Origin of the sequence: Nocardia wallacei, from assembly GCF_029869545.1 — a bacterium.
Classification (GTDB): Bacteria; Actinomycetota; Actinomycetes; order Mycobacteriales; family Mycobacteriaceae; genus Nocardia; species Nocardia wallacei_A.
In genome coordinates this window covers 1-22,114 of sequence record NZ_JARWQD010000347.1, presented here as the reverse complement: position 1 = coordinate 22,114, position 22,114 = coordinate 1, and the positions used below count along the sequence as shown (strand labels likewise).

Sequence of the window (22,114 nt, the reverse complement as noted above, 5' to 3'; positions counted from 1 at the left end):
GCGATGGGTGTTTTCGTCGATCATTCGGGCCGGTCCGCGGGGCCGTGGATGCTGCGGCTGCGCGGCGTGGTGATCGCCGCGCTGATCGCGGTGGTGGCGGTCGTGGTCGCGGGTTACGCGCAGGGCCGGTTCACCGACCGGTTCCGGCTCACGATCGATGCGGCGACGCTCGGCGAGGGTCTGGCGCCGGGTGCGGAGGTGAAGTTTCACGGTTTGGCGATCGGGCGCGTGCGGCACGTGGAGACCGTCGGCTACGGGCATCAGCGCATCGAGCTCGACCTCGATCGCGGGCAGGCCCGCGTGCTCACCGACGCCATCTCGGCACGGTTCACCTCCTCCAACGTCTTCGGTTCCAGCGCAATCGAATTGGTGCCGACCGGGCACGGCGCACCGCTGCCCGAGAATGCCACGTTGCACATCGGTGAGAATGCGCAGAACGCCACCGTCGCCGGGATGTTCCGGCGGGCGGCGCGGCTGACGCAGGTGCTCGACTCCGGCACCGTCCGGCGCCTGTTCGACCTGCTGATCGACAACAGCGATGCGCTCGGTTCGACCGTGGAGTCGTTCTTCGAGACCGCGCGCATGCTGGCCACCGAGCAGCGCGCGCCGCTGGCGCACTATCTGGGCATCGGCGCCGAGGTCAGCGGTGGCGCCGCCGAGCTGACCCCGCCGGTGGTCGAGGCGATCCTCGGAATCCTGGACCAGAGCGTGTATTTCGGCGAGGCGGCGAACCGGGCCCGCACCGACCGCTCGCTCGACGGGGTCGACGCGGTGCTGCTGCGCGGCGTCGCCGATCTGCTGGCGCGCGACAATCCGGAGCTGTCGCGGATCCTCGGTGGCGTCCTGGATGTCGCGGTGCCGATCGGGGTGTCGCTGGGCACCGTCGCGCCCGCCTACGACCGTGTTCACGGGCTGATCGGGCGCGTGGGGGAGGCTTTCCCGGTGGTCGACGGGCGGGTGCAGCTGCAGCTCGAGGTGATCGTGAAAACCATGCCGTACCTGGTGGATTCGATCGCCGCGCCGGAGCCGGGGGTGCGGTGATGCGCAGTGTGGGCGCCGCGAGCGCGAAGCTGGCCGTGTTCTTCGTCGTGGTCGCGGTGTGCGCGGTATTCGTCGTCTCCGCCCTGAACACCCCGGTCCCCGCCGACCGGGTGGCCTACGAGGCGGTGTTCACCGATGTGTCGGGCCTGTACGAGGGCAATACGGTGCGGCTGTCGGGTGTGGCCGTCGGCACGGTGGAATCGGTGCGGCTGGACGGCGAACTGGCCCGGGTGCGCTTCACCGTCGACCGGGCGCGCCCGCTCTACGACAACACCCGCGCCGCGGTGCGGTACCAGGATCTGGTGGGGCAGCGATACGTGGAGCTGCTGCCGGATCGGATGCCCGGCCGCAAGATCGCCTCGGGCACCACCATCCCGGTCGCGCGCACGACCCCGAGTTTCGATGTGTCCAAGCTGTTCAACGGGTTCAAGCCGTTGTTCGAGACCATCGACACCGCGCAGCTCAACCAGTTCGGGCAGAACCTGCTGCGGGTGCTGCGCGGCGACGGCAGCGGAATCGGGCCCGCGCTGGCCGATCTCGACCGGCTCACCAAGTACGCCAAGAACAGCGAGGCGGTGATCGTGCTGCTGATCCGCAATCTGGGGGAGGTGTCGGAGTCGATCGGCGGAAAGTCCGCCGCCGTCGGCGATCTGGTGGATCAGCTGGGCGGGATCCTGCGGCAGTTCAGCACCCAGACCGGGCTGATCCTGGAATCGGTCGAGAAGGCCAATCGCACCATGGGGCCGCTGATCCCGCTGCTGGAAGAGTTGCGCGACATCTACGACGGCAACTACCAGCCGCTGGATGCGCTGGTGCGGCGGCTGCTGCCGCAGACCGATCAGATCGTGGAGATCCTGTCGCTCATGCCGTCGCTGCTGTCGGGGCTCAACAGCGCGGTGCCGCCGAAGGGGCAGCCGGTCGCGCTGAGCTGCTCGTCCGGCCCGGCGCCGGTCCCGGGTATCGGCGCGCAGGTGCTCGACAACCAGAACCTGGTGGTGTGCCGATGATTTCGCTGATACCGGGCAGGGCGCGGGTGCGCGACTTCCTCGCCGACCACGGCGTGCAGATCTCCCAATTGCGCTGGGGCATAGCGGGAGTGGTGGTGAGTGTGGTGGCGCTGCTGGCGGCCGCGGTGGTCTACGCGGTGCCGTTCGAACAGCGCGGCTACACCGCCGACTTCCGGACCTCCGGCAGCGCCCGGCCCGGGGACGAGGTACGGGTCGCGGGCATCAAGGTGGGCGAGGTGCGGTCGGTGCGCCTGGCGGGCGATCACGTCGAGATCCGGTTCGGTGTCGACCGTTCGGTGCCGGTGGGCGAGCAGAGCTCGGCCGCGGTGAAGATGCTCACACCGATCGGCGGCCATTATCTCGCCCTGACCCCGAAGGGGTCGAAGGCGCTGGGCGACAAGCATATTCCGCCCGAGCGGACCAGCACGCCGTTCGAGCTGTCGGACATCATCGAGTCGGCCACCCCGAAGATCAGGGAGGTGGACGGCGCCACGCTGCGGGCCACGGTCGCCGAGGTCAATCGCGCGCTGGCCGGGCAGCCCGATGCCGTACGCAACATCATCGGCAACTTCACCGGCTTGTCGCAGGTGCTGGCCGACCGCGACCGGGAACTCAACGAGGCGGTGCGGGTGTCCGACGAATACATCGGCGCCATCGCCACCGACCGCGCCGTGCTCGCCGACTTCGTGCGCCAACTGGGGGTCGTCGGAGTCACCCTGGGCCAGCGCAAGGCCGATGTGGTGCGCACCTTCGACCTGCTGCGGCGGCTGGCGGACGTGCTGCACCGCCCGATCATGGCCTACGGCGACCACATCGAGCCCGCCGTCACCGAATTCGAGCAGCTGTTCGACAAGGTGTTCCAGGACCCGGCCAAGATTCAGACCGTCGTCGACGGCATCAAGGAGTTCGTCGCCAAGATCTCGGCGATGCTCGGCCCGGACGGTCTGCGGATCGCGCCGCCTCCCGCGCCGGGGCAGGGCGCGGCGATCTGTATTCCCTACCAGGGGAGGGCGTGCTGATGGGGTGGATTCGCGGACCGATGGCACGGGCGCGCCGGACGGCTCTGATCATGACCGGGCTGGCCCTGACCGTCGTGGCGGGCGTGGGCGCGGCCGCGGCGTTCGACGGGATCGCCCGGCCGTGGCTGGACGAGGTGCGTCCGGCGCAGCGGACGCTGTGCGCGGAACTGGCCGACACCGTCGGCCTGTACGAGGGCAACAGCGTCACCATGCTCGGCGTCGAGATCGGCAAGGTCACCGAGATCCGGGCCGAGGGCGACCGCATGCGGGTGGCGATGAGCATCGACCGGTCGGTGCGGCTGCCCGCGGACGCCGAGGCGGTGACCATGTCGAGTTCGATCGTCACCGATCGGCACCTCGAGCTCACCAAGCCGTACCGGGGCGGCCCGACCTTCGACGCCGCGCACTGTATTCCCTTGGAGCGCACCAGGACTCCCGTCGGCATCAGCGACGCGCTGGACGCCGTGGGCAAGCTGTCGGGCGATCTGCTCGGCCAGCAGGGCGCCGCACCGGCACCGGGCGGCACTCCCGACGCCGTCGTCGAGCAGACCCTCACCGCCGCCGACGCCGCCGTCTCGGGGACCGGGCAGCAGTGGAATCTGCTGCTGCAGAAGATTTCTCAGATCGTGGGCGACCCCGCCGACCGCGACACCACCTTCCGTAAGCTGGTCGACAACCTCGACATCCTCACCACCATGTTCGTCGGCAACTGGCCGGATATGCAGGCGGTGCTGGACAATCTGCACGACGGCATCCAGATGATCGACGGCGTCTCCACCCACCTGGCCCGCATGGTCGACCTCGCCGTGGAGCTGCTGCCGGTCATCGTGCGCAATGTCGAGAAATACGACAAGCGCGCCTACGAGCTGCTCGACCAATTCCTGCCCCACGTCAAGGTCTACGCGGGCATGGCGGGAGACATCGCCGACATCCTCATGCATCTGCCGCCGATCGCGGAGCGGCTGCCGGGTGCGACGCCCGAAGGGGGTGGTTTGCGATGAGGCGGCTGTTGTCCGTATTGCTTGTCGTGTGCGCGATGCTGTTGTGCGGGTGTGGGATTCGGGCTACCGATGTGCCGATTCCCGGGACCTATCTGTCCGGGGCGCAGTATCGGATTCGGATCGAGTTCGGGTCGGTGCTCAATCTTCCGGATCGGGCGAAGGTGATCTCCGACGGGGTCGATGTCGGCGTGCTGGATCGCATCGACCTGATCGGCAACCTCGCCGTCGCGACCGTGGATCTGCGCTCGGATGTGCAGCTGCCGGTCGGGACCACCGCGGAGCTGCGGCAGAGCACCATCCTCGGCGATATCCACATCGCGCTGACGGTCCCGAAGGACGACGGCGGGCCGTTCCTCGGCGACAATGACACCATCCCGCTCGCGCACACCCTGCCGGCGGCGAATGTCGAGGACATTCTGCGGGCGCTGTCGAATATCGTCACCGGCGGCCGGTTCGCGGAGGTGCAGGAGCTGGTCCGCACCGTGAACTCCGCCTTCCCGGACGACCCGGCGGACGTGGACCGCATCGTCACCGCGGGCAAGGCCGCCCTGCACGACCTCGGCTCGCACACCGCGGATCTGGACCGGATCCTGGCGGGGGCGGCGTCGGTGTCGGCCACCCTGCAGCAGCACAGGAGCGGTGTGGACCGCACCCTGGAGCTGGGGCCGAGCCGGGCCGCGGGCCTGTCCGACGTGCTGCTGGGAGTCGTTCGGCTGCTGCTGGATTCGCGCGGACTGGCCGATCGCGTCGGCGACCTGGCGCTCCCGTTCGTCGGCGACTTCCGCAGCCTGATCGCGATCCTGGCGCCCGCCCTGCGGACGATCTCGACCGCCGACATCACCGTCGCCCAGAACGTCTCCGCCGTGGACACGTTGTTGCGCGAGAAGCTGATTCCGTTCTTCAGCGCCCCGCCCAACATCCGGATCCACGACGCCACGCCGCAGGCGATCGCCGATGATGCGGCGGCGCAATCGGATCGGCTCGTACACGTGCTGCGCTCGATCGGAATGGTGCGATGAAGCTGTCCGGCCCCCTGTCCCTGGTGCTGCTGCTGGTGATGACGGTGGCCTGCGCGGCCTACCTGACCGTGGGCGTGCTCGATATCGATCCCCGCCGCGACACCACGTCGGTGACGGTGCTGGTGCGCTCGTCCGGCGGCCTGATGCCGACCTCGCAGGTGGACCTGCGCGGCATGCGGATCGGCCGGGTGCGCCAGATCGGCACCACGCCCGAGGGGTTGGCGATCCGGCTGGAATTCGATGGGCGCTACCGGGTTCCGGCCGACAGCGAGGTCCGGATCGCGAATCTCTCCGCCGCCGGGGAACAGTTCCTCGACTTCCGGCCACGCTCGTCGGCGGGCCCGTACCTGCGCGACGGCAGCGTGATCCCCGCCGTGCAGGTGCGCGTGGCCACCACCGTCAGCGATGCCCTGGCCCGCCTGGACGGGCTGAACAACCAGATCGATCCGGAAAGGATCGCCGGACTGGCGAATACGCTGTCGGCCGGATTCGAGGGCCGCGACGCCGACGTGCAGAATCTCACCACGGCCCTCACGATGACGGCGCGGATGCTGCGCGACAAGCGAGAGCAGCTGACCCGGCTGTATCGCAACGCGCAGACCCTGGGCGACAACTTCGCGGGTAGCGGTCCGGTGTTCAGCACCGGCGCCACCGATATCGACCAGGCGATACCCGATGTGCTGCATGTGATCCGGGCCTTCGAGGACTATTCCCGGGCGGGGGAGAAGGTCTGGGATGCCCCGCTCGGCCCGCTGGTGCGGAAGATCGACCAGTACATCGCGCTGCTCGGGCCCGACCTGGCGCACATCGCCACCGCGCTGAAACCCGCGACCAGCGTGATCAGACCCCTGCGGGTGGACGCGGGATCCATAGTCGACCTGCTCTCGGCGACCTTCCCGGGCGGCCCGGCCCGGGTGACCGTCGCAGTGCCGAGATGAGTGAGGAGAAGTGGTGACCACCGCGAACGAAACAGCGAAAACCGAAGCGCACGAGGAGGATACGGCCTCGGAGCGAGAACGGGCGGCGCCCGATGCGGGCGGAACGTCGTCGGGCGGTGGGAAACGGTTCTCCCGGCGCGTGGTGTACCTCCTCGCCGCGGTCGTCGTTGTCCTGATCGCGGCCTCGAGTGTCCTCGCCTACCAATGGCATAGCAGCGCAGGCGATCTCGCCGCCCTGCGGCAGCAGAATGCCGACCGTGAGCACGCCGCCCGACTCGCCGAGGACTACACGCTGCGCTCGCTCACCTACGACTACAACAACCTGCCCGGCTTCTTCGACGGCGTGCAGCGCGACACGTCCGAGGCGCTGCGCAAGCGCTACACCGACGTGCACGACACCCTGGCGAAGATCATGACCGAGGCCCAGGTGGTGGCGACCGGCCAGGTGGTCGCCACGGCGGCGGAGCCCACCGGCAACGACCAGTACACGGTGACGGTCTTCGCCACCCAGCGCACCCAGAACATCCAGCAGCCCGAACCCGCCACCACGCCGAACCTGTTGTCGGTCACGGTCGCGAAGTCCGGAAGCGGTTGGCAGGTCACCGATTACGGCCCCAAGTAGGCCCGATCAGCGAGCCGCCCGCCATGCCGCGTCGAGCACGCCGACCTCGGTGGCGGGCGGATCGCCGTACACCCATTCGCGCGCGATGCGGTGCCAGTTCGCGGTGGCGCCGAGCTGGCCCAGCATTCCGAAGGTGTAGAAATCGGCCCGGCGCGAGAAGAAGTGCTCGGGCGGCAGATCCTCGCGGCGCATGCGGTCGAAGTCGCGCGAGCGCGGGTCGGCGACCACCATGAAGGCGCCGCCGGCGATATCGGTCGACATGGTGAGTTCCTCGTCGTCGAACGTCCACGGCGACGCGTCGTACACGTATTCCAGGAGTTGGTCCGCGGTGACGGGGGATTCGGCCCGCAGCGCTCCCGACCGGCACATGACATCGCGCAGTGCGTCCGCCCGGCCCTCCATCGCCGCGCGCATCCCGTCGCGCTCCAATTCCACTGCCTCCCGGCGCATCCGCTTGAACAGGCCGAAGTCGAGGAATGCCACGCGGCCGTCCGCGGTCAGCAGCACGTTTCCCGGATGCGGGTCCCCGTTGAACCGCAGATCGTGGAACAGCGCGCCGATGTAGAAGCGGAAGACGATCTCGCCGACCCGATCGCGCACGGCCGCCGACCGCGTGCAGACGTCGTCGAACCGCGCACCGTCGACGTACTCGGTGACGAGCACCCGGGGCCCGCACAGCCCGGACACGGTGTCGGGCACCAGGATTGCGGGATGCCCGGCATAGAACACGGCCAGCTCGTGCTGGGTGGCGGCCTCGTGCAGATAGTCCAGCTCCTGCTCCAGATGCAGCCGCAGCTCGTCCATGAACGCGGCGGCGCTGAAACCGGGGAACATCGGTTTGGACATCTTCAGCAGCAGCGCAAGGTTTTTCAGGTCCGCACGGACCGCACCCGCGATTCCGGCGTACTGCACCTTCACCGCGACCGCGCGGCCGTCGGCCAGCCGGGCGCGATACACCTGGCCGATCGACGCCGCCGCCACGGGTTCGGTGTCGAATTCGGCGAACGCGTCGCCGAGGGGCCGCCCGAGATCCTCCTCCAGGACCGGCCGCATCCGCTCGAACGGGACGCTGGGCGCCCTGTCCCGCAGGGCGGCGAGCTTGCTCCGGAAGCGTTCCCGATGACTGCGGGGGATCATCTCGATATCGATGACGGACAGCATCTGGCCGACCTTCATCGCCGCGCCCTTCATGCCGCCGAGCAGCCCGACCAGCTCGTCGGCGGCGCGCAGCAGGGCCGCATCGGCCGCCTCGCGGTCCGGTTCGCCGCGCGCGAACCGGTCGAACCGCAGGCGGGCGTTCCGAACCGCTTGCTGCGCAGCGAATTTGCCGAGCCTGCCACCGCGCGCCAAGCGGGAGGTGGGCACATCAACCATGGCGCGATCGTAACGGCTATCGGGTGCCCAGGCCGTGGCGCAGCAGATCGGCCAGGGCGCCGACGAAATCGTCGCCGGAGAGCCCTTCGGGCTCCGACAGCGCACCGAGCGCGGTGGCGAAGATCAGCGACATCACCGACCGCCCGACCACCGCGCTGTCGAGGTCGGGCCGCAGATATCCGGCGCGGATACCGTCGTCGAGCCGCGTCCGCGACAGCAGCGCCATCTCCTCGAGAATCGCGTCGAGCCGATCGATGAGCGCCTGGTCGATCGCGGGCGCCTCGAACAGCACGAACCGCACCAGGCCCGGATCCTCGGTGAGGGCGGTGTACAGTCGCTGCGCGATACCCGTTGCGGCGGTGAGGAACTCCTCCATCGTGTGCGCGGGCGCGCCGTCGCCGCCGATGACGCGCTCGTTGATCGCGGCGAAGCGGGTGTCGATCACCGCGTCGAGGATGTCGCGCCGGTTGCCGAAATAGTTGTAGAACGTCCCGTGGCCGACCCCGAGCTCGGCGGCGATATCGGCGACGGTGACCTCGTGATAGCCGCGCTCGAAGATCAGCCGGGACGCCGTCTCGATGAGTTCGGTGCGGCGCTGTTCGGTGCGCGCGTTCGCGGTCTTGGCCGGGAGCTCGGCAGGTTTCACGAGGCCGTCCCGGTGCGCAGGGCTCGTTCGAGCAGGTCGCTGACCGCCGCCGCGTGCCGGGCGCGCAGCGCGGGCGTCATGCGTGCGTAGAACACGTCGGTGAAGCCCGGCAGCACCAGGCTGATCAGCAGGTGGCCGTAGACCCGGGCGGGCACATCGGCTCGCACGCGGCCGCTGGCGATGCCGGTGGCGAGCGCGTCGGCGATGCGCGAGGCCAGCATCTGCTCGAGGCCCACCACCCGCTGCTGCAGTTCCGGATCGGCGGCGCTGGCCTCCACGACGAGCAGCTTCAGCAGGCGCGGGTCACGGTCGACCAGGTCGGTGAGCGCGGTGGCGACGGTATCGATCCGGACGGCCAGCTCGTCGAACGAATCCACCGGTGCGGCAAGCTTTTCCAGATCCAGCGCGGTGAACCCGCGCTGCGCCGACCAGTCGAAGACCTCGCGCAGGATCTCGACCTTGCTGTCGAAGTAGCGGTACACGGTCCCCTGGCCGACCCCGGCGCGCCGGGCGATCTCGGAGACCGTGGTCGCGCGGTAGCCCTGCTCGGTGAACACCTCGTAGGCGGCCTCGACTATCTGCTCGCGCCGCTGTTCGGCCAGACCCTCCTGCTTGGGACGCCCGCGGGGACGCCGAGTCGGGGTGGTCATAGCCGCCTTTCGGGAATTACGACTGATACATCAGTCGACTCTATTACACCGACGCGGCCGCGCGGAGCTTCTCCAGTAGCGGTCCCGCGGCCTTGGCGAGGAATTCCTCCTGCCGCTCGTCGCCGATCTGAACGATCGTGACATCGGTGCATCCGGCCTCCAGGAACGGGCGGACGGCCGCCACCATCTCGTCCAGGTCCGGGCCGCAGGGAATGCTGTCGGCGACATCCTCGGGCCGGACGAACTGGCTGGCATCGGAGAATCCGGACGGGGTCGTGACCGTGCTGTTGACCGCCCAGCCGCCGGCGAACCAGCGGAACTGATCGTGTGCGCGGTGAATCGCGCTGTCGCGGTGGGTGTCCCAGGACACCGGCACCTGACAGGTGACCCGGGACCGGGTGCTGTCGCCGAGCACCAGCGACCGGGTCCGGTGCCACTGCTCGATCAGCTCCGACTCCGGTGCGGTGAGCACCATTTCGTCGGCCAGCGGGGCGAACCGGTCCACCGAACGGGACCCGGACACCGCGACCGCGATCGGCACGGGCGTCTCGGGCAGGTCCCACAGCCGCGCGGCGTCGGCGCGGTACCAGCGGCCGTGGCGGGTGACGGTGTTCCCGGTGTGCAGCTCCCGGATGAGCTGCACCGCCTCGCGCAGCCGCTCCTGACGTTCGGCGACGCTCGGCCAACCGGCGCCGATCACGTGCTCGTTGAGATTCTCGCCGCTGCCCAGGCCCAGCGTGAACCGGCCGTCGGAGAGGATCTGCACGGTCGCGGCCTTCTGCGCCACCACCGCCGGGTGATAGCGCATCGTCGGGCACGTCACGTAGGTCATCAGGTCCATGCGCCGCGTGACGGCCGCGACCGCACCCAGGACCGACCAGGCATAGGGTGAATGTCCTTGCGACGCCAGCCAGGGCGAGTAGTGGTCGCTGATCGTGGCGAACTCGAAACCGACGTCCTCGGCCGCCTGCGCGTAGCGCACCAGCTCCTTCGGCCCGCTCTGCTCGGTCATCAACGTGTATCCGAACCGCGTCACGGCACACCTCCGCTCTCGAGACTCCCAGTGGTACTGGCGTGCTACCCGATCGAGAACGGGTGAATCGGGAGCTAGGGCCCGAGTACCTCGTCGATGGAGGTGGCGTCGATAGCCCGGTCGAGCCAGGTGTCGAGGAGTTCGAGGTCGTCGCAGGTGATGATGCGGTCGCGGGCGGTGTCGGGCACCGGGATGTGGCGATGGTCGAGGATGCGCAGGATGCTGCCCGCAATGCCCTCGACGCGCCCCTCATCGCGCAGCATCTGTGAACTCGCCGAGCGGAAGAACGACAGGTCGGTCATCAACTGCCTCCAGAGGTGAGCGGCCGGGGTGGTGCCGAGGCCGAGTTCGGTGAGTTCGGCGAGGATGGCTCGGTCCTCCTCGTCGGTGACCTGCTGCAGCGCGGTGGCCAGCGCCTTCAGTATGTCACCGATGCACGGTTGTTTGGCGTGTGCGACGGCGGAGAGGGCGGCCAGGGGGATATCGGCGGCGGCGGTCTCGGTGTCGGTGACGATCGGTAGATTGTGCGGGCCGAGCACCATGGGCTGAACGGTGAGGCTGGGCCACACCGGCAGGCCGATGGTCGGTGGCCGGGCTGCCCAGAGCGCGGTCACCTTGTCGTGGCAGACGACCAGCAGGACGACGGGGAGCCGATACTTGCTGTGCGCGTGGGCCAGGTAGTACGCCCAGGCGGCGGGCTTGTCCGGATCGTCGCGGCTCTGCGCCTCGACGAGTAGCAGGAACGGGCCGTCGGTGGTTTCGATGCGCAGCAGGGTGTCCACCCGGCGTTCGAGGGGAGTGATCTCGGTGAGGTCGGTGGGCATGAGGTCGACGGCGACGGGGGCGGGCAGGGGCAGGTCCAGGGCGTGGAAGGCGCGGGCGAAGACGCCGGGGTCGTGTCGGAAGATTCGGTGCATCGCCTCGTGCCGGGAGCTGACCATGCGGACGAGGATAGCTCGAGATTCGAAAGTGTGTTCGATTGTGGCGGTATTAATCTTGAAGGCGAGAGTCTGCGGAGAGAGGCGGCGGTGAGTACGCACGACGGCACGATGACGGCGTGGCGGGTGCTGCGCCCCGGCCGGATCGAGGCGCGTCCGATGGATCGGGTGCGCGCCCCGGTCCGGGATCCGCGGCCGGGCGAGCTGCTGGTGCGGGTGCTGGCGTGCGGGGTGTGCCGCACGGATCTGCATGTGGCAGAGGGGGATCTGCCGGTGCACCGGCCGGGCGTGGTGCCCGGACACGAGGTGGTCGGCGAGGTGGTGGCGCTCGGTCCGGGGGAGGCGGAGTGGTTCGCGATCGGCGACCGCGTGGGCATCGCGTGGCTGCGGCATACCTGTGGCGAGTGCGCATACTGCCGCCGCGGCGCGGAGAACCTGTGCCCGGAGTCCCGTTACACGGGCTGGGACGCCGATGGCGGATATGCCGAATTCGCCACCGTGCCAGCAGATTACGCGCATCCACTGCCGCCCGGTTACGCCGCCGCCGAGCTGGCGCCGCTGCTGTGCGCGGGGATCATCGGCTACCGGGCGCTGCAGCGCGCCGCGCTGCCGCCGGGTGGGCGGCTGGGTATCTACGGCTTCGGCGGCAGCGCGCACCTCGCCGCCCAGGTCGCACTCGCGCGCGGCGCCGAGGTGCATGTCATGACCCGCGACCCGCAGGCGCGGGCGCTGGCCCTGGAGCTGGGTGCCGCCTCCGCGCAGGGCGCCGCGGACACACCGCCGGTACCGCTGGATTCGGCGATCCTGTTCGCCCCGGTCGGCGACCTCGTGCCGCCGGCGCTCGCGGCGCTCGACCGCGGCGGCGTGCTGGCCGTCGCGGGCATCCATCTCACCGATGTTCCGGCGCTGAACTATCAGCGGCATCTGTTCCAGGAGCGCGAGATTCGCTCGGTGACGGCCAATACGCGCGCCGATGCCCGCGAATTCCTGGCGTTCGCCGCGGAGCGCCGCATCGACGTCACCGTGCACCCATATCCGCTGGCCGCGGCGGATCGCGCGCTGACCGATCTGGCACACGGGAAGTTTGCGGGCGCCGCGGTGCTGATCCCCTGACACGCCGCAGACACGCCGAGATTTCCACTCCGAGTTCGCGATTCGGATCCAATAATCCGGGTTCTGCTGCTTTGCTGTGAAATAAGTGGCGAAAGGAACCGGAGGCTTGGACGATGCATCGGGTAACACAGCAGCAACACATCCGCGCCGCGCGGCCGTGGCTGTTCACGGCGCTGGCCGTGGGGGTCGTGGTGGCGGCCGCACTGTGGGTATCCAGACCCGAGCCCGCCGCCTGCCGCACATCCCAAGGCGCTCCGGCGCCCGCCCGGCCGGTGACACTGCCGAGTATCACTGTGCCGCAGCTGGTTACGCCCGTGGAACAGCGTGATCCGGCGCAGCCGGGGGAGGCCCGCTACTACACGTTCGGCCAGGGCGTGGCGTGCTCGTACCCGGAGCTGCCGCTGGACGGCTTCTATGTCGGCGTACCGACCGAGGAATACGCCGGAAGCGCCGCGTGCGGTACGGTCGTCGACCTCGAGGGTCCGCTCGGGAGCGTGCGCGCCCAGATCGTCGACCGCTGCCCGGGATGCGCCCCGGGACACTACGATCTGAGCACCGCCGCCTTCACCCGGATCGCCGATCGCAGCGCCGGGGTCGCGCAGATCCGGCTGCGCCGGGTACACAACCCGGTCCCGATTCCGGAGCTGATCTACCGGGTCAAGGACGGTTCGTCGGCGCACTGGATGGCGCTGCTGTTCGGCAATGCCGGAAATCCGTTGAGCCGCGTGGAGATTCGCCCCGACGCGGGCGGTCCCGGCGTGACGCTGACCCGCGGTATGGACAACTACTGGTCGACGTCCGGGGCGGGGTCCGGCCCGTTCACCGCACTGGTGACCGATGTCGAGGGGCACCAGGTGCGCATACCGGGGATCGAAGTCACGCCGGGGGAGATCCGGCACACCGGCGTGGGGCTGTACGACCTGCCCGCGCCCGCACCTACCCCACGGCCATCACCCGCGCCCGCTCCGATGGCGACCACCACCATCGATGCCTGCTCCTGATCGCGCGGCGCCGTGCGCCACCGTCGGCGTCCGCGACGGCTTCGGGCTGTGGCATGATGGACTGTAACGTGTTCTAATTCGCTCCCCGCCAGGAGGCATTCGATGGTGGACCCGGATCTGGTCGCGGTCGACGGCGAGCGGACCGGCGGTGGGCCGCTGCGCCCGAAACGCCGCTTCGGGCGGCGTGTCTCGCGGCTGACCGAGGTGCCCGCGGGGCGCATGGTGCAGCTGCCGGGCCGGGGTCGCACCTACTTGGTGGACATCCCCGGGCCGGTCGACGCGCCGACGGTGTTCCTGCTGCACGGGGTGGTCACCACGGCCATGCTCAACTGGTTCCCGGCGCTGGCGGAGCTGTCGGAGCGCTACCGGGTCGTGCTCTACGATCAGCGCTGGCACGGTCACGGAATCCGTTCACCCCAGTGGAAATTGGATGATCTGGCCGACGACGTCGCCGCGGTCGCGGACCTGCTCGGAGTCGACAGGCCCATCCTGGCCGGATATTCCATGGGCGGCATCGTGGCTCAGCTCGCGGCGCACCGGCATCCGGACCGCTTCGGCGGAATCGTCCTGTGCGCCACTACCTATCGCTTCCAGGAGAAGTGGCGCGAGCGGGCATTCCATCGCGCGATGGGAGCGATGATGGGCGGGCTGTCGCGGACGGCGGCACGGCGGGTGGCGCTGGCGGCCCGCCGACTGCCCGAATTACCGCAGGCCACTTGGGATACCGGCCGCATGGACCGGTGGGCGATGGCCGAACTGCGCAGCACCAGCGGCTGGGCCATCGCGCAGGCCATCGCGGAGCTGGGCCGATTCGATTCCTCCGGCTGGCTGCCGACGCTGCGGGTCCCTGCCGCCGTGGTCATCACGACCCACGATCGGGCCCTGCCGGTCCATCGGCAATTGGAGATGGCGAAACTCATTCCGGGAGCGGAGATCTTCCTGGCCCGGGCCGGACATGCGGCCTGCGCGCTCGAGGCGGACGTCTTCGTCCCGGCGCTCCTCGACGCCTGCGCGGACGTGGCCGCGCGGCGATAGGCCCGGAAATCCCAGTCACGGACCGGTCGGGTTCGTTGTCTTGGAGTTGCTGCCCGATAACGAAATTCACCGGCGGCCGTGGCGGCGCGGCAATTGGGTATCTCTCCAGCACACTTCATTGCCGCCATTCGGTTCCCTCCTTACCTTGGGGCGCATAGCTGGCCGAAGACAATAGTCTCTGACAACAGTCAGTACGGCCTCTCACAACGGTGTGAGCAGGTGAGGAACATGGGCGACCGGAAGGTGTTGCTGTCTGGAAAGTGGCGTATCGCTTGGGTATTCGCCGCACTGCTACTGTTGGTGGGCGTGGCGCATCCCGCACCGCAGGCGAGCGCGCAATGGTGCGCGGACGTCGATCTGGTGGTGGCCAGGGGTACCGGGGAACCGGGTCATCTCGGCGCGGGCGTGGGCGATCCGCTCTACGACGCGGTGTGGGATCGGCTCCCCGTGAGCGTGAGCGCCTATCCCGTGAACTACCCGGCGGATCTGACCGACGTGTTCTCGGTGGGGAAGGGGAGCGCGGATCTCGTTGCGCACCTTGCCCATCAGTCCGCGGTCTGCCCGGATCAGCGATTCGTCCTGGCGGGATACTCGCAGGGTGCGGTGGTCGTGCACACGGCGCTGGGCACCGGTATCACCAACCACATTCCGGGCGCGGTCCGGGTGGACGGCAATCTCGGTGGCCGGGTGTCGTCGGTGCTGCTGTTCGGTGACCCGCTGCGGCTGATCGGCTGGGCCGTGCCCGAGCCGTACCTGTGGCGGACCGCGAACTACTGTGCCGAGGGCGATCCCGTCTGCGGCGGTGGGCTGAACCCGGGCGCACACAATGTATACGCCGGATTCACCGGTGCCGCAGCCGATTTCGCCGCTTCGCGGCTGTAGTGCCTCAGCGGCGCTCGATCCGGCCCGGCGGAGGCTCGACCGCACCGCGAGTCCGCAGATAGGACTCGAGGGCGTCGAGATCCGTCGGGCCGACCGCCGCCCGGGTGCCCTGGGTGAACATGCTGAACCCGTCGCCGCCGGAGGCGAGGAAGTTGTTGGTCGAGACGCGGTAGGCGGCAACGGGATTGAGCGGCTGGCCGCCGATCCGCACGCTGTCGGCGACGACCTTGTGGCCCGTGGGAGCGGAATCGGAATAGGCGTAGGTGATTCCGGCGACCGAGAGCACGCCCGGCCTGTCGGCGTTGCTCCACTGCTGCTCCAGCAGGCCGAGGATTTGCTGACCGGTCAGTTGCACGGTGACGATCTGGTTGCCGAACGGCTGCACGGTGTACGCGCGCTCGTAGGTGATGGCGCCGCCGCTCAGATCCGCCCGCACCCCACCGGGATTCATGAACGCCGCCACCGCCTGATCCGGTGCCATGGCGGCGAGCATGGCGTCGGCGATGAGGTCACCGAGCGGGGAGTCGCCCGCGGGCGCCGGTTCGCTGGGCAATGGCGCGGTGGCGGTGCCGATGACCCGCTCGGCACGCGGCTTCGCCTGGGCGGCAAAGAAGTCGACGAGCCGGGCGGTGTCCGGGTCGGGGGCGATATCGCGCGTGACGACGCGGTTGGTGGCGGACGCGTCGACCGTTCCGTCGTGGAATCGCAGCGCGATATCGGTGATGAGCCTGCCGTTGGAGGCCGCCTGGGTGACGACCTTGTCGCCGATGCGGCAGTTGTATGCCTGGTGGCTGTGGCCGGTGATCACCACGCGCACCGCCGGATCGGTGCGTTCGGCGAGGGCCGTGACATTCGGCGTGATATCGGCGCAGCCGTTGTAGTCGACGGGCGCGCCGTGGGTTCGCTGCGCCCCGCCGTCGTGCATCAGGGCGACCACGGTTTCCGCGCCCGCGGCCCGCAGCTGCGGGACGTATCGGTTGACGGCCTCGGCCTCGTCGCCGAACGTGTAGCCGCGAATACCCTCGGGGAAGACGATATTCGCGGTCTCGGTCGTGACGGTGCCGACGACGCCGATCTTGTGACCGCCGAGTTCGAGCATCGTCCAGGGCCGCAGTCCCGGTGGGAGCCGGCCACCGGCGTCGGTGACATTGGCGGCGAGGTAGGGAAACTTGGCTCCGGTGAACGGATCTCCCGGCGCGCAGCCGTCCCAGGCGCAACCGCCGCCCTGCAGGCGGGCCAATTCCAGGACGCCGTCGTCGAATTCGTGATTGCCGACCGCGGACGCGGCCGTGCCCACCGAGTTGAGGAAGGAGATCGTGGGCTCGTCGTGGAACAGCGCCGACAGCAGCGGGCTGGCGCCGACATTGTCGCCCGCGGTCAGGACGGCGCTGTGCGGGTACGCCGCCTGCAGACGGCCCAGGTGGGCCGCCAGGTAGGCCGCGCCGCCCGCGGGATAGCTCGCGACGTGCCCGTTGCTGCCCGACGGTGGCTGCAGATTGCCGTGCAGGTCGTTGAGGCCGAACAGATGCACCTCGCCCGGCTGTGCCGGAGGGAGGCTGCCGGTCGAGACGAGGGGTATCGCGTTGTGCCCGGAGACCGGCGGCGCGGATTTGTTCTCGCTGTCACCGCACCCGGACGGTGCGAGCAGCATGAATACGGTCGCGAGTAACGCACCGGCACGATGACGAGCCTGCATAGGCAACGACTCTGGCAGACTCCGACGGCCGATGCACGACGGACAGGTGAACTCCGGTCAGCCGCCACCTGGTAGGTGCGGGAGTTCATCAGGAAGTACCTCGGCGAAATCACCAGTGCAGGCCGGGAATACGGTTCACGATGCGGGCGGCGGGAGTCGGCAGGCCCATCAGCGGCCGCACGATCGGTGCGAGAGCGAGCAGCGGAGCGCGGCCACCGGACCGCTCGGGCGGTTGCGTCGCGTCCCCGCCGCGCTCCGCCGCGCGGGACTCGCCGAACCGGCGGAAGCCCTGGTGCAGGATCGTCTTCTTCACCGAGGGCAGCACCGTCTCCACCAGCTGGGCGAAAGTGCCTATGGGCGTGTCGATTCGGGCCGGGCGCTCCTGCAGTGCGCGCACGACGATGGCGGCGGCCTGCTCCGGTGTATGCACCGGGATCGAGCGGTACAGCTCGGTCGGCGCGATCATCGGGGTACGCACCAGCGGCATCCGCACCGACGTGAATGTTATTCCGGCGTCGGCATTCTCGACGGCCGCGATCTCGCTGAAGGTGTCCAGTGCGGACTTGCTCGCCACGTAGGCGGCGAAACGGGGCAGCTTGGTCTGCACGGCGATCGAGGAGATGTTCACGAAGTGCCCGAACCGCCGCTCGCGCATCCCGGGCAGCAGGGCCAGGATGAGCCGCACCGCACCGAAGTAGTTGACCGCCATGGTGCGCTCGAAATCGTGCATCCGGTCGGTGGAATTGAGCACGGAGCGGCGGATCGAGCGGCCCGCGTTGTTGACCGCGTAGTCGACGTGGCCGTGATCGGCGAGCACCTGCTTGACCAGCAGCTCGACCGCCTTCTCGTCGGTGATGTCGCACGAGTATGCCTGCGCCGCACCGCTTTCGGCGCGGACGTCGGCGGCGGCGGCCTCCAGCTCGTCGAGATTGCGGGCGACCATCAGCACGGTGGCGCCGCGGCGGGCGACGGCGTGGGCGGTGGCGAGGCCGATGCCGGAGGAGGCACCGGTGACGAGCACGATGCGGCCGCGCAGCCGATCGCCGCTCTCGCCGCGGCGGGCGCGGTCGGGATCCAGGTGCGCGCGCCAGTACTGCCAGAGCTCGGCGGCGTAGGACTCGAAGGCGGGCACCGGCAGGCCGCGCAGGCGGGCGCGGGTGGAATCGGAGACGAATTCGGAGGCGAACGACACGTGCGGCGCGACCTCGGCGGGAATTCCCACCTGCCGCAACAGCACATCGCGGGCCTGGGTGGCGCCCGGCAGGTGCGCCAGCGCCTGCAGCGCGGCATGGCTGCCCGGCACGGCGCCGAGACCCGCCGGTGCCCCGGCGGCGCGAGCGAGCGCGGCGTAGACCTCCGCGAACGGCTGCGGATCGGGGTTGACCAGGTGGAAGGTGCGCTTGTGCAGTCCGGGGCGGCGGATGAGGCGCACCATCGCGGCGGCCACGTAGTCGACGGGAACGATATTGGTGGCGCCCAGATCCGGCAGGGGGAGCGGGAGTTCCGACGGCAGGCCCGCCAGCCGCGCGATGGCCGGGAAGAAGTAGTACGGCCCGTCGATCTTGTCCATCTCGCCGGTGCGCGAATCGCCGACGATGATCGCCGGTCGGTAGACTCGCCAGCGCAGCCCCTTCGACTCCCGGACCAGCTTCTCGGCCGCGAACTTGGTGCGGTGGTAGGGCGAGTTCAGGTTCTGGCCGAGGTCGAAATCGTCCTCGAAGAACTGGCCGCGGTGATCGCCCGCGACCGCGACCGACGACACGTGGTGCAGCATCGCGCCCAGACCGGTGGCCAGCGCGATGACCCCGCGGGTGCCGGTGACGTTGGCGGCGTAGGCCGATTCCTCGTCGGCGGTCATGTCGTAGACCGCGCCCAGGTGCACGACGTGCTCCGCGGCGGGCGGATCGTCCTGCAGGCCCAGACCCTCCGCGGCGAGGTCGCCGATCAGCGGGAAGACCCGATCCTGCGCGTTCCAGCCCGCGGCCAGTTCGTCGAGCTTGGCGGCCGATGCCTCGCGCACCAGCACGTGGATCACCGCGCCGGGGTCGTCCTCGAGCAGACCCTGCACCACCCGCCGTCCCAGAAATCCCGTGCCACCCGTCACGATGTAGGAGACCATCGCCCCTCCTGCCTGTCGAACCCGTTGTCGCACATGGCTTCTCGTTCGAAGCGCGACACTGCTCGTCCGACATTCGTCGGTGGATGCGGACGTGGAATACACGGCCCGATAACAGAAGTCGGGCCGAGGTAGGAACACCTTCGTGCCTAACTGATGGGTAACTTTAACGGTGAACGGTATGGGCTCGCAACCACACGGCGCCCCTCGCGGTGTGCGTCGTGTCACCACGTGAGGCGCCGTTCGGTATGTGTGTCAACGGTTTTCGGTAACCACGAGACGCAGGTGGTAACTTTCGGGCAAACGCCGGTTCGGCGGAAATCAGCCCTGCCGCCGCACCGGGAATTCCGCGGCGAGGTCGGCGAACAGGGCGGTGTTGAGCGCGAAGGCCCGCTGGCACTCGCCGAGCACGCGCTGCTTCTCGAGATCGTCGACGGCGAGCTGGTCGAGCAGCACGCGGTATTCGCGCTTGAACGCCGCGGGGTTCGGGATCTGGTCGAAGACGTAGAACCGCACCCCGTTGCCGCGCTTGGGCAGCTGCCACAGCTTCTCGGCGGTCCCGCGGATCACCTGGCCGCCGGACAGGTCGCCGAGGTAGCGGGTGTAGTGGTGGGCGACGTAGCCGCCCGGCCAGCTCCGCGCGCATTCCTCGACCCGCGCGGCGTAGGTGACGGTGGACGGCAGCGGATCCAGATCGGCACGCCAGTCCGGGCCGCCGAGATGGGCCAGGTCGGCCTCGATATTGGCGAGGCGGGCCAGCTCGGGGCGCACGAACGGACCCGCGACCGGATCACCCGCGAGGGTGTCCCACTGCGACTCGAGCGCGCGGTACACGTGCCACAGCTGGCCGGTGTAGCGGTAGAACGCGTCCACGCCGAGGGCACCGCCGAGCATGTCGCTCATGAACGTGGAATTCTCCGCATCCGCATGTTGCCGCTCGGTAGCGGTGCGGATCTGCGCGGAGAACGGCACGCCCTCCGACGATGTGCTGATATCCGGCATGATCCTGCTTCCTCGTCCCACTCCACACACGACTATGGGTAACCTAACTTCACCCATGACGATACCGGTCGGGGAGAGTCCGTGAATCAAACTTTCGGAGGGTTCGAGGGCGGTCATGCGGGGGTGAAGTCGTCGAGGCCGTTGATTCGGGTGTTGTGGGCGGCTCGGATGAGCCAGGTGTCGTCGCGTTTGACCAGGACCAGGGTGATGAAACCGCGGCGGTCCTCGGGGTCCGCTCCCGGTAGGCGGTGGTCGGGCCAGGTCCATGCGGTGTGGACGAGGGCGACGGTCGGGGCGATTTCCTGGATGTCGACGATGGTCTGGGTGTAGTTCTGTTTCTGGGTGATCACCGAGGCCGGGGCGTCCTTGTGGCCTGCCACGTTCTCCCGGCGGGTGCGCCACCAGATTCCGCGGTGCGTGATGAAGTCCGAGTCCTCGGTGAAGAACGTGCCCCATTCGTCCATGTCGTGGCGGATCCAGAGGTCGGTGTGTTCCTTCAGCGCGGTCCGGATCGCCTGTTCGTCGTCGTGGTCCATTGCTTCAGCATGAAACCTGAACGGAACTCGAGGTCAAGGCCGCGCCGGTTACGGGGGTATCCGTTCGGTGACGGCGGCCATGCCCCGACGCCTCAGTCCACGATGTCGGCGACCGTGTCGGCGATCCGGGCCCGGAACGCGGCGGGGGAGTAGGACTCGGCGTGGGTGCGGACGACGGCGGGATCGTAAGCGGCGGAATCGAACTCGCGCATGGCGGCGGCGAAGCGGGCGACGACGGCCGCGTCATCGCCGAACGCCAGATGTTCGCCGGTGACGCCGGGCCGCACGGTATCGAGGGCTCCGCCCTCGCCGACCGCGAGAACCGGTGTGCCGCAGGCCATTGCCTCCACGGGCACGATGCCGAAGTCCTCCACGCCCGGCATGAGCAGGGCGCGGCAGCGGCGGTACATGTCGACCAGGACATCGTCGGGGGCGGCGCCGAGGAAGGTCGTCTCGGGACCGGCGAGGGTCTCCAGATGACTGCGAAACCGGCCGTCGCCCAGCACGACCAGGCGGCATCCGGCCCGCTGTGCGGCACGGATCGCGATATCGGGGCGCTTGTAGGGGACCAGTCGCCCGGCGAACAGGAAGAAGTCCTCGCGCGCGACGCCGGGATCGGGGGAGAAGCGGCCGATGCGGACCGGAGGGTGCACCACGGTCGACTCCAGGCCCCACCAGTCCCAGACACGGTCGGCCACCGCCTGCGAGTTGGCGATCACCTGCGCCAGCCGGGGCGCGGCGCGCATCTCCGCCCGCCGGGCGAGGTGGCCGAGCGCGGCGAGGGCGAATTGTCCTGCGCGGCCGCCCGCTTCGCGCTCGCGGAAGCCGCGGTCCCACGCCCACCGCGCCGGGCTGTGCACGTAGGCGATCACCGGCGCGTCGGTGGCGAACGCGGCCTGGGTGGCGAAGGCATGATGGCTGACGACCACCGCGTCGTAGTCCCCGGCCAAGGGAAGCCGACGCAGCGCCCGGGGCACGAGCGGCAGCAGCGCAGCATGCGAACGGCGACCGGTGAGTTCGTGGGCGCGGGTCAGCCAGGTGGTATGGATTACGTTCTGGCGCAACGCTGCCGATGTGTCGCAATCGAATGGAGGGCGGCCGGAGCATTGTGCGCCACCACCGCCGTCCGCCCGCACCGCCGCGACGCATTCCGGCGTCACGATCGGCGCATGCACCACCGCATCGGGCCAGATCCTCATGAACTCGCCCACCACCGCCTCCGACCCCCCGAACTCCGTGAACCGCTCGTGCACCACCGCGATGCGACGCCCGCCCATGGCTACCCTTTCCCGCACCCCGTGCGTGTTCCCGCACGGGCTGCAGGGCCTCGAAAGGGGTGCGGGAACACGCAGGGGGTGCGGGAACCGGCGCGTTACGGACTGGGCTGGGGGAGTTCGCAATTGCCAGCTTCGGGTTGACGCCCATGTAGTTGAGCGGGCCCGCGA

21 protein-coding genes are annotated in these 22,114 nt (G+C 69.3%); 11 read left to right on the top strand and 10 right to left on the bottom strand.

Annotated elements, in window-relative coordinates; all coding sequences use genetic code 11:
- Positions 1–3 precede the first annotated feature (3 nt).
- The 7 genes from QH290_RS31845 (at position 4) to QH290_RS31815 (ending at position 6,647) form a co-directional block, all read left to right on the top strand.
- Complete coding sequence (locus QH290_RS31845) at positions 4–1,041, top strand: MlaD family protein (RefSeq protein ID WP_280386931.1); 1,038 nt, start codon at positions 4–6, stop codon at positions 1,039–1,041.
- Positions 1,041–2,048: an MlaD family protein gene (locus QH290_RS31840; RefSeq protein WP_280386929.1), complete on the top strand. Its 1,008-nt coding sequence runs from the start codon at positions 1,041–1,043 to the stop codon at positions 2,046–2,048. Before QH290_RS31845 ends, QH290_RS31840 begins: the two co-directional genes overlap by 1 nt.
- Positions 2,045–3,067: an MCE family protein gene (locus QH290_RS31835; RefSeq protein ID WP_280386928.1), complete on the top strand. Its 1,023-nt coding sequence runs from the start codon at positions 2,045–2,047 to the stop codon at positions 3,065–3,067. The genes QH290_RS31840 and QH290_RS31835 overlap by 4 nt, the downstream gene beginning before the upstream one ends.
- Positions 3,068–3,087: 20 nt before the next feature.
- Complete coding sequence (locus tag QH290_RS31830; protein ID WP_280386926.1) at positions 3,088–4,068, top strand: MCE family protein; 981 nt, start codon at positions 3,088–3,090, stop codon at positions 4,066–4,068.
- A 71-nt stretch (positions 4,069–4,139) separates the two neighbouring features.
- Positions 4,140–5,087 (top strand): MlaD family protein, encoded by a 948-nt coding sequence (locus tag QH290_RS31825; protein WP_280386925.1) that lies wholly within the window; start codon positions 4,140–4,142, stop codon positions 5,085–5,087.
- The gene (locus tag QH290_RS31820; RefSeq protein WP_280386924.1) at positions 5,084–6,025 is read left to right on the top strand and encodes an MlaD family protein; all 942 of its coding nucleotides are present in this window, start codon (positions 5,084–5,086) and stop codon (positions 6,023–6,025) included. Before QH290_RS31825 ends, QH290_RS31820 begins: the two co-directional genes overlap by 4 nt.
- A 13-nt stretch (positions 6,026–6,038) precedes the next feature.
- Positions 6,039–6,647 (top strand): hypothetical protein, encoded by a 609-nt coding sequence (locus QH290_RS31815; RefSeq protein ID WP_280386922.1) that lies wholly within the window; start codon positions 6,039–6,041, stop codon positions 6,645–6,647.
- A gap of 6 nt (positions 6,648–6,653) precedes the next feature.
- On the opposite strand, the gene QH290_RS31810 is transcribed toward QH290_RS31815, so the two are convergent.
- From QH290_RS31810 to QH290_RS31790, 5 genes are all read right to left on the bottom strand, one after another.
- The gene (locus QH290_RS31810; RefSeq protein WP_280386920.1) at positions 6,654–8,021 is read right to left on the bottom strand and encodes an ABC1 kinase family protein; all 1,368 of its coding nucleotides are present in this window, start codon (positions 8,019–8,021) and stop codon (positions 6,654–6,656) included.
- A 16-nt stretch (positions 8,022–8,037) separates the two neighbouring features.
- Entirely contained in the window at positions 8,038–8,667 is a 630-nt protein-coding gene (locus QH290_RS31805; RefSeq protein ID WP_280267036.1) for a TetR/AcrR family transcriptional regulator, read from the bottom strand.
- Positions 8,664–9,317: a TetR/AcrR family transcriptional regulator gene (locus tag QH290_RS31800; protein WP_280267037.1), complete on the bottom strand. Its 654-nt coding sequence runs from the start codon at positions 9,315–9,317 to the stop codon at positions 8,664–8,666. The genes QH290_RS31805 and QH290_RS31800 overlap by 4 nt, the downstream gene beginning before the upstream one ends.
- 43 nt (positions 9,318–9,360) lie before the next feature.
- Complete coding sequence (locus QH290_RS31795) at positions 9,361–10,353, bottom strand: TIGR03557 family F420-dependent LLM class oxidoreductase (protein WP_280386918.1); 993 nt, start codon at positions 10,351–10,353, stop codon at positions 9,361–9,363.
- 71 nt (positions 10,354–10,424) lie between these two features.
- Positions 10,425–11,291: an RpnC/YadD family protein gene (locus tag QH290_RS31790; RefSeq protein WP_280386916.1), complete on the bottom strand. Its 867-nt coding sequence runs from the start codon at positions 11,289–11,291 to the stop codon at positions 10,425–10,427.
- A 108-nt stretch (positions 11,292–11,399) separates the two neighbouring features.
- Here QH290_RS31790 and QH290_RS31785 point away from each other — a divergent pair, with 108 nt between their 5' ends.
- From QH290_RS31785 to QH290_RS31770, 4 genes are all read left to right on the top strand, one after another.
- Positions 11,400–12,401, top strand: a complete 1,002-nt coding sequence (locus QH290_RS31785; protein WP_280386941.1) for a zinc-binding alcohol dehydrogenase family protein — start codon at positions 11,400–11,402, stop codon at positions 12,399–12,401.
- Between the two features lie 113 nt (positions 12,402–12,514).
- On the top strand, positions 12,515–13,402 hold the full coding sequence (locus QH290_RS31780; protein ID WP_280386914.1) for an expansin EXLX1 family cellulose-binding protein: 888 nt from the start codon (positions 12,515–12,517) through the stop codon (positions 13,400–13,402).
- Positions 13,403–13,504: 102 nt separating this feature from the next.
- Positions 13,505–14,437, top strand: a complete 933-nt coding sequence (locus QH290_RS31775; protein WP_280386912.1) for an alpha/beta fold hydrolase — start codon at positions 13,505–13,507, stop codon at positions 14,435–14,437.
- Positions 14,438–14,665: 228 nt separating this feature from the next.
- Positions 14,666–15,319 (top strand): cutinase family protein, encoded by a 654-nt coding sequence (locus tag QH290_RS31770; RefSeq protein WP_280267042.1) that lies wholly within the window; start codon positions 14,666–14,668, stop codon positions 15,317–15,319.
- Between the two features lie 4 nt (positions 15,320–15,323).
- Here QH290_RS31770 and QH290_RS31765 read toward each other — a convergent pair whose 3' ends face one another.
- The 5 genes from QH290_RS31765 to QH290_RS31745 form a co-directional block, all read right to left on the bottom strand.
- On the bottom strand, positions 15,324–17,015 hold the full coding sequence (locus QH290_RS31765) for a bifunctional metallophosphatase/5'-nucleotidase (protein ID WP_280386910.1): 1,692 nt from the start codon (positions 17,013–17,015) through the stop codon (positions 15,324–15,326).
- Between the two features lie 109 nt (positions 17,016–17,124).
- Positions 17,125–19,134, bottom strand: coding sequence for an SDR family oxidoreductase (locus QH290_RS31760; RefSeq protein ID WP_280386908.1), 2,010 nt, complete (start codon positions 19,132–19,134; stop codon positions 17,125–17,127).
- A gap of 318 nt (positions 19,135–19,452) precedes the next feature.
- Positions 19,453–20,133 carry a biliverdin-producing heme oxygenase gene (locus tag QH290_RS31755; protein WP_280386906.1) on the bottom strand — a complete coding sequence of 227 codons (681 nt, stop codon included), beginning with the start codon at positions 20,131–20,133 and terminating at the stop codon, positions 19,453–19,455.
- A 113-nt stretch (positions 20,134–20,246) separates the two neighbouring features.
- On the bottom strand, positions 20,247–20,669 hold the full coding sequence (locus QH290_RS31750; protein ID WP_280386904.1) for an SgcJ/EcaC family oxidoreductase: 423 nt from the start codon (positions 20,667–20,669) through the stop codon (positions 20,247–20,249).
- 92 nt (positions 20,670–20,761) lie between these two features.
- Positions 20,762–21,946, bottom strand: a complete 1,185-nt coding sequence (locus tag QH290_RS31745) for a glycosyltransferase (RefSeq protein ID WP_280386902.1) — start codon at positions 21,944–21,946, stop codon at positions 20,762–20,764.
- Positions 21,947–22,114 lie beyond the last annotated feature (168 nt).

What these genes read in the sequence shown, in the direction of transcription:
- QH290_RS31845 (WP_280386931.1), top strand. Translation starts at nt 4, where the DNA reads ATGGGTGTTTTCGTCGATCATTCGGGCCGGTCCGCGGGGCCGTGGATG.
- QH290_RS31840 (WP_280386929.1), top strand. Translation starts at nt 1,041, where the DNA reads ATGCGCAGTGTGGGCGCCGCGAGCGCGAAGCTGGCCGTGTTCTTCGTC.
- QH290_RS31835 (WP_280386928.1), top strand. Translation starts at nt 2,045, where the DNA reads ATGATTTCGCTGATACCGGGCAGGGCGCGGGTGCGCGACTTCCTCGCC.
- QH290_RS31830 (WP_280386926.1), top strand. Translation starts at nt 3,088, where the DNA reads ATGGCACGGGCGCGCCGGACGGCTCTGATCATGACCGGGCTGGCCCTG.
- QH290_RS31820 (WP_280386924.1), top strand. Translation starts at nt 5,084, where the DNA reads ATGAAGCTGTCCGGCCCCCTGTCCCTGGTGCTGCTGCTGGTGATGACG.
- QH290_RS31810 (WP_280386920.1), bottom strand. Translation starts at nt 8,021, where the DNA reads ATGGTTGATGTGCCCACCTCCCGCTTGGCGCGCGGTGGCAGGCTCGGC.
- QH290_RS31800 (WP_280267037.1), bottom strand. Translation starts at nt 9,317, where the DNA reads ATGACCACCCCGACTCGGCGTCCCCGCGGGCGTCCCAAGCAGGAGGGT.
- QH290_RS31790 (WP_280386916.1), bottom strand. Translation starts at nt 11,291, where the DNA reads ATGGTCAGCTCCCGGCACGAGGCGATGCACCGAATCTTCCGACACGAC.
- QH290_RS31785 (WP_280386941.1), top strand. Translation starts at nt 11,400, where the DNA reads ATGACGGCGTGGCGGGTGCTGCGCCCCGGCCGGATCGAGGCGCGTCCG.
- QH290_RS31780 (WP_280386914.1), top strand. Translation starts at nt 12,515, where the DNA reads ATGCATCGGGTAACACAGCAGCAACACATCCGCGCCGCGCGGCCGTGG.
- QH290_RS31775 (WP_280386912.1), top strand. Translation starts at nt 13,505, where the DNA reads ATGGTGGACCCGGATCTGGTCGCGGTCGACGGCGAGCGGACCGGCGGT.
- QH290_RS31770 (WP_280267042.1), top strand. Translation starts at nt 14,666, where the DNA reads ATGGGCGACCGGAAGGTGTTGCTGTCTGGAAAGTGGCGTATCGCTTGG.
- QH290_RS31765 (WP_280386910.1), bottom strand. Translation starts at nt 17,015, where the DNA reads ATGCAGGCTCGTCATCGTGCCGGTGCGTTACTCGCGACCGTATTCATG.
- QH290_RS31760 (WP_280386908.1), bottom strand. Translation starts at nt 19,134, where the DNA reads ATGGTCTCCTACATCGTGACGGGTGGCACGGGATTTCTGGGACGGCGG.
- QH290_RS31755 (WP_280386906.1), bottom strand. Translation starts at nt 20,133, where the DNA reads ATGCCGGATATCAGCACATCGTCGGAGGGCGTGCCGTTCTCCGCGCAG.
- QH290_RS31750 (WP_280386904.1), bottom strand. Translation starts at nt 20,669, where the DNA reads ATGGACCACGACGACGAACAGGCGATCCGGACCGCGCTGAAGGAACAC.
- QH290_RS31745 (WP_280386902.1), bottom strand. Translation starts at nt 21,946, where the DNA reads ATGGGCGGGCGTCGCATCGCGGTGGTGCACGAGCGGTTCACGGAGTTC.